We start from the raw sequence: 5,761 nt of genomic DNA on the forward strand, positions 1-5,761 counted from the left end.
TGCTTGGGCTATCGTACGCCGCATGAGGTCTTCTATCGCTTGAAAATGACTCCGCTTAAACTACCTACTGATGCACTTTGTAGTTGAATCTGCGGCCTTTTAGCCATCTAGCCCTCGTGTATATTGTGCAGTTAGCTATTAAATATATAGTAACCTAAGCCTTCGACCCTCATGAAGATACCGCCCACCCGGTCAGCAGCGAGGCCTTGGACCGCCTGCACTGGCGCGCGTCAGCGTGGCTTTACGCTGATTGAGTTGATCATGGTGATGGTGATGCTCGGTCTGCTGGCGGTGTTTGCCGCGCCGCGCCTGTTCAGCGCCAGCGATGTGTACGCGCGCGGTTTTCATGATGAGACACTGGCCTATTTGCGCTACGCGCAGAAAGCAGCGATTGCGCAGCGGCGCATGGTATGCGCCACATTTGATACCACCTCCACCCCCAACACGCTGGCATTGACGATGGAGAATCCTCCCAACGCGCCCGCCGCGGTGGTCTGCAATGTCAACCTCACGGGGCCTAAAGGTGAAAGCCCCGCAAGAATAGCGGCCAGAAGCGGCGTGGCCTACAGCAGCGCCACCAGCCTTATCTTTAATGGCCTGGGTCAGCCGGTCAGCAGCGCGCGCGCGGCATTGACCACCAGCACGACCATCAAAATCGCCACGGTCTCCAACACCATCATGGTCGAAGCCGCCACGGGGTATGTGCATGACTAAGCCGCACCGCAGGAACGGCTCACGCGGCTTCACCCTGATCGAACTCATCATCTTCATCGTGGTGGTGGGCGCGGGGCTGGCGGGCATACTTGCGGTGTCGACCAACGTCGTCAAATCCAGCGCCGACCCGATGGTGCGCAAGCAGGCGATGGCGCTGGCGGATTCGATTCTGGAAGAAATCGTCCAGAAGGAATACCAGGACCCCGATGGCGTCAGCGGCGAGACCACCCGCGACACCATGGATGATGTGGACGACTACAACGGCAAGACGAAGACGCTGTTTACCGACTGGCCCGCCGCGCTGGGCAGCTATAACGTGATCATCGTTGTCGCGCCCGCAACCCTGGGCACCGCTCCCGCCATTGCGGCCAAGAAAGTCTCGGTGACCGTGACCGGTGGGGACAATGTGATCACCATGACCGGTTACCGCAGTAATTATTAGCGCTCAGATGACTATTTGAAGCATTTAATATAGACTTTGATGGTCATATAACAGGAGATTTATGCATGCGAAGTGTTTCGGTCGCAGATGCCAAGGCCCATTTTTCAGAGATTCTCTCAGTCGTTGAAAAGGGGCAAGAACTTAAAATTTCCCGTCGCGGGCGCGCCATCGCGCGGCTGATACCCGAACCCGCGCACGTTGCCCGCGCGCCCTTTGATTTCGATGCGCTTGCTGCCTTTGTTGACGCCCAGGCCGCCACGCCCGACCACAGCGTCGTCAGCATGCGCTCACAAGATAGCTATTGATGGCCGCATATTTCGACACCTCGGTGTTGATCCCCCTTTTTTTCAATGAAGCGGGCACGCAAGCAGCCCGCCATCAAATGGTGCTGGAAGCAGATGTATGGGTCAGCCACTGGACGCTGGCCGAATTTTCAAGTGCCGTCGCGTTCAAGTTGCGCAGTGCGCAGGTGACTGAGGCCACTGCCCGCGCGGCGCGGCGTTTGTTTCATGAACTGGTGGTATCGCGGCTGACGGTTTTTGATGTGCTGCGAGAAGATTATGTCAATGCCGCTGGTTTATGTGAGTCCTTGCCTGCGCCGGGTTTGCGCACGCCCGATGCACTTCATCTGGCGGTTGCACAGCGTTTGGGTCTGGTGATGGTGAGCTTTGACCAGACCTTGATCAGTGCCTGCCGCGCTTGCGCGCTTGTCTGCCGGGGAGGTGAATGAGGATGCGCACCCACCACCACCAACGTGGCTTCACACTGGTCGAGCTGATCATGGTGATTGTGATCATGGGCGTGATTGGCGCCACGGTGGCCGTGTTCATGAAAAGCCCGATCGACGCCTACTTTGACACCGCCCGGCGCAGCGGCATTGCCGACGTGGCGGACACCACGGTACGCCGCATGGCGCGCGACATCCGCAAAGCCCTGCCCAACAGCATCCGCCTGTCTGGCACATCTTGCATTGAGTTCATTCCAACGCGCACCGGTGGGCGCTACCGAGCACAGGACATAGCGGCAGGAGATGAAACCAGTTTGAAGTTCGACGCGGCAGACCTGAGCTTCAACATGCTGGGCCTGAACTCGGCTTTGCCTACAGATCAGCAGATCAGGCCGAACGATGTGGTGGCGGTTTACAACCTGGGCATTGCCGGCTCAGACACCTACGCGGGTGACAACACGGCGGTCATTTCCTCGGTGGTGGATGGCACCGAAACCATTGTCAACATGTTGAGTAACACAACCAAATTCCCACTGGCATCAGGCAGCAACCGGTTTCACGTCATCCCGGGTGACGAAAAAATAGTCTCCTACCTCTGCAGCGGCGGAAAACTGTACCGCAATGCCAACTACGCCTACAGCCCGTCCTGCCCAGCCCCAACGGTGGGCACGACACCCCTCATTGCGAATGAAGCGACCTGCAACTTCAGCTACAGCGCAGCCGATATCCGCAATGGGCTGGTCCAGTTGCAACTAACCTTCACCAATTCAGGTGAGACCGTCAGCATTTACCACGAAGTGCACGTGAACAACACGCCATGAAGCCGTTTCGCGTTGCTCAGCAGGGTTTTGCCGCCATTGCCGCCGTATTTCTGGTGGTGGTGCTGGCGGCGTTTGGTGCGTTCATGGTGAGCTTTTCGAACACGCAGCAACTCAACTCCGCCCGCGACGTGCAAGGCTCGCGCGCCTACTGGGCGGCGCGGGCCGGGCTGGAATGGGCCATTGCCAGTCTGCCCGCAGGTGCGACCGCTTGCTGGGCGACGCCGCCGCCCGCGGCTGTGGACGGCTTTGGCCTGGCCATTTCCTGCACGGCGTCAAGCTTTACAGAGGGTGCAGCGACCGTCTACATTTTTCAAATCACCGCAGTGGCTTCTTCTGGCGCTGTCGGCAGTGTGGGGTTCGTCGAGCGCAGCGTCTCGGCATCGCTGGAGTGATAAATTGAATTCGCGCGGGGTGAATATGAAGGGGCATTCATGAACAAATTTTGGCCGCATCTTCCTGTCCGATGGGGCCAATGGTACCGCCTGCTGGCGCCCCTCCTTGCCCTCGGGGTTTGCATACTGGCCGGGCAAAGCGTCTACGCTCAAACTTATGCCTATCGCAACGATGTGTTTGCCTACGACACGCCCTCGGGCTCAGCTTCCACCGTAACCTGGCATACAACCAAGCCTGCTCCTGCTTGCACTGACTATCCCAATGGCGACGATGATTGGGCTGACATCGCATTTCCTGCCGGTTTCACTTTTACCTTTGGTGGGGTGAATTACAGCGGTGTGCGGGTGTATTCCAATGGCATTTCGGCCTTCGGGATCGATGGATCGGGCTTTCATCGCGACTTTACGCCTCAGCTTTTGCCCGCTCCTGCCGGCAGCACCTATAGTGGGTGCCCCAGGGCCGCTCCGATCAACACGATGTTGGCCTATTGGATCGACATTGTTGCTGGCACAGCGAACAGTACGTCAGGCGCTGCTGTGAAATATGAATTGCTCGGTACGGCACCAAACCGGCGGTTTGTCATTTCTTGGGTTAATGTGAAGTTATATAACTCCAACACGCGCTACAACTTTCAAATTAGCCTGTCCCAAAGCACAGCTGGCGTCAACGGTGATTTTCGCTACCAATACACCTCAGGTTCCAGTAACGGCAGCAATGCCACTGTCGGCGTGCAATTAACCCAGACCGACTACACCCAATATTCGTACAACCAGCAGTTCATTGACACCACGAAGGGCACCGCCATCCTCTGGTATCCAGCCAATCAGTTGGCGACCAAGATGGCCGAGTATCGTTTTGACGAAAGTGCCTGGACTGGCACGGCGGGGCAGGTGAAGGATACGTCCGGCAATAATTTTGATGCATCGCGCGCAGGAGCCGCTGCCAACGTCCCCGATGGCAAGCTGTGTCGCGGCGGCAGTTTTACCAACAATACTTCGAGCGGCACCATTCATGCAGTGGAAACGCCCATCGTGCCGGGCAATGAGGGTTCGCTTGACTTCTGGTACTACGCCAACGAAAAGTGGGACACCGCTAACACCATGCTTTTTGACGCCAGCGCAGTCGCCAATAGACCATTTTTTCTGATGAAACGCAGTGATGGCGCCTTGCGTTTCGTGGTGACCGACAGCGCAGGCACTTCGGTGACGGCGAACAGCCCTACTAAAAATTTTGCCGCTAACACCTGGCACCACGTCGGCGTCGCCTGGAGCGTGCGTGTTGGTACCAATCAGACCGCCGTGCAAATATTCCTTGATGGTGTGTTGCAAAACGGAGCCCCCACGCGCGGCACCACCAACGGCAGCTTGCCCGCGCTGAACACGATCTATATCGGTGATAACAGGACCTCTGGCGTCACGCCAGCCAACGGAACCGGCAACGGCGCGGACGGCATCCTCGACGAGGTCTATGTTTATCCGATCGAGATCAGTGCGCCCCAGGTGATGGCCGACATGAACCTGACGCGGCCGACTTGCACCACGCTGGATCATTTTCATATTGTTCACGATGGGGCGGTCTCGAACTGCAGTTCCCCCGCCAACATCACCATCGAAGCGCATGATGCGGATCATGCCTTGTTTTCGCTGGCGGGAACCACCTTGAATCTGTCGACCGATCTGGGGCGCGGCACCTGGTCGAACGTGGCGGGCGGCGCGATCAATTCGCTCACGGCGATTGGCGTGGGCACCGGTACCGCGAGCTATACATTTTCCGGCGAGAGCAGTGTCACCTTTGGATTGAGCCACAAGTTGTCCGAGGCGCTGAATATCAACGTGGGATCGGGCGGCATCACGGAGCACACAGGCACCGCCGCCACTTGCGTTGCCGCTGACATTACATTTCCGGGCGGATCCTGCGATGTGAGCCGAACCTTCGTGTGCGCCAAACCGTTCGGCTTCAACTGTGTGGAGAGTGGCGCGGCCGCCTTGAACGGGCATCTTTACACCAAGCTGGCGGGTACCGCGTTCAGCGTCGATGTGGTCGCACTCAAGGATGCCAACAGCGATGGCGTCGCCGATGCTGTGGAAACGGCTTACGCCTCCGATGCTGACAAAAGTGTCACCGTGGAACTGGTCGATGGATCAGGGGTTACGGCTTGTTCGGCCCGCGCGGCGATCAGCCCGGCCGTCAGCCAGACGCTGACCTTTAGCAAGGTCAGTCAGCCGACCGAACTGGGTCGCAAGAGCACTGCCGCGATGGCCGTGGACAAGGCCTATGCCGATTTGCGTTGCCGGGTGACGGATGCCAATTTATCGCCGACCATCGTCAACTGCTCGTCGGATGCTTTTGCGGTGCGGCCGGCGCAGTTCACGGTGACGGCCCCGGTCATGACAAACGCCGCCCTGACGGACACGCCAAAGGCGGTGGCGGGTAGCACATTCACGCTGACGGCGAGCGCGGGCGTGGCGACGGGTTATACCGGTACACCGGTGCTGGATAGCAGCAAGGTGAACGATCATTTCAACAACGCCATCGCTGCGGGCACTTTGTCCGGCACATTTGCGGCAGGGACGATAAAGCAACTTCTTTTCTGTAAATTTCCGAAATTTAGTTTTGGGTGTTGGTGATTTGCAGCGCTCAGGGCTTCATGGTTAGATAGATTTT

At 58.0% G+C, this 5,761-nt stretch carries 7 protein-coding genes; all 7 read left to right on the forward strand.

All coding sequences use genetic code 11. The features are described from left to right. Positions 1–171 precede the first annotated feature (171 nt). Positions 172–714, forward strand: coding sequence for a type II secretion system protein (locus tag GZ093_RS19780; RefSeq protein ID WP_296489362.1), 543 nt, complete (start codon positions 172–174; stop codon positions 712–714). Then, on the forward strand, positions 707–1,156 hold the full coding sequence (locus GZ093_RS19785) for a prepilin-type N-terminal cleavage/methylation domain-containing protein (protein WP_296489364.1): 450 nt from the start codon (positions 707–709) through the stop codon (positions 1,154–1,156). The genes GZ093_RS19780 and GZ093_RS19785 overlap by 8 nt, the downstream gene beginning before the upstream one ends. Before the next feature lie 65 nt (positions 1,157–1,221). Next, complete coding sequence (locus GZ093_RS19790) at positions 1,222–1,461, forward strand: type II toxin-antitoxin system prevent-host-death family antitoxin (RefSeq protein WP_296489366.1); 240 nt, start codon at positions 1,222–1,224, stop codon at positions 1,459–1,461. Beyond that, positions 1,461–1,886 carry a type II toxin-antitoxin system VapC family toxin gene (locus tag GZ093_RS19795; RefSeq protein ID WP_296489368.1) on the forward strand — a complete coding sequence of 142 codons (426 nt, stop codon included), beginning with the start codon at positions 1,461–1,463 and terminating at the stop codon, positions 1,884–1,886. The genes GZ093_RS19790 and GZ093_RS19795 overlap by 1 nt, the downstream gene beginning before the upstream one ends. A gap of 2 nt (positions 1,887–1,888) precedes the next feature. Continuing rightward, on the forward strand, positions 1,889–2,704 hold the full coding sequence (locus GZ093_RS19800; RefSeq protein WP_296489369.1) for a type II secretion system protein: 816 nt from the start codon (positions 1,889–1,891) through the stop codon (positions 2,702–2,704). Then, complete coding sequence (locus GZ093_RS19805) at positions 2,701–3,096, forward strand: hypothetical protein (protein ID WP_296489370.1); 396 nt, start codon at positions 2,701–2,703, stop codon at positions 3,094–3,096. The genes GZ093_RS19800 and GZ093_RS19805 overlap by 4 nt, the downstream gene beginning before the upstream one ends. A gap of 39 nt (positions 3,097–3,135) precedes the next feature. Further along, the gene (locus GZ093_RS19810) at positions 3,136–5,724 is read left to right on the forward strand and encodes a LamG domain-containing protein (protein WP_296489371.1); all 2,589 of its coding nucleotides are present in this window, start codon (positions 3,136–3,138) and stop codon (positions 5,722–5,724) included. The last annotated feature ends 37 nt before the right edge of the window (positions 5,725–5,761 follow it).

This window comes from Rhodoferax sp. (assembly GCF_010365055.1).
Classification (GTDB): Bacteria; Pseudomonadota; Gammaproteobacteria; order Burkholderiales; family Burkholderiaceae_C; genus Rhodoferax.

What these genes read in the sequence shown, in the direction of transcription:
- GZ093_RS19800 (WP_296489369.1), top strand. Translation starts at nt 1,889, where the DNA reads ATGCGCACCCACCACCACCAACGTGGCTTCACACTGGTCGAGCTGATC.
- GZ093_RS19805 (WP_296489370.1), top strand. Translation starts at nt 2,701, where the DNA reads ATGAAGCCGTTTCGCGTTGCTCAGCAGGGTTTTGCCGCCATTGCCGCC.
- GZ093_RS19790 (WP_296489366.1), top strand. Translation starts at nt 1,222, where the DNA reads ATGCGAAGTGTTTCGGTCGCAGATGCCAAGGCCCATTTTTCAGAGATT.
- GZ093_RS19780 (WP_296489362.1), top strand. Translation starts at nt 172, where the DNA reads ATGAAGATACCGCCCACCCGGTCAGCAGCGAGGCCTTGGACCGCCTGC.
- GZ093_RS19795 (WP_296489368.1), top strand. Translation starts at nt 1,461, where the DNA reads ATGGCCGCATATTTCGACACCTCGGTGTTGATCCCCCTTTTTTTCAAT.
- GZ093_RS19810 (WP_296489371.1), top strand. Translation starts at nt 3,136, where the DNA reads ATGAACAAATTTTGGCCGCATCTTCCTGTCCGATGGGGCCAATGGTAC.
- GZ093_RS19785 (WP_296489364.1), top strand. Translation starts at nt 707, where the DNA reads ATGACTAAGCCGCACCGCAGGAACGGCTCACGCGGCTTCACCCTGATC.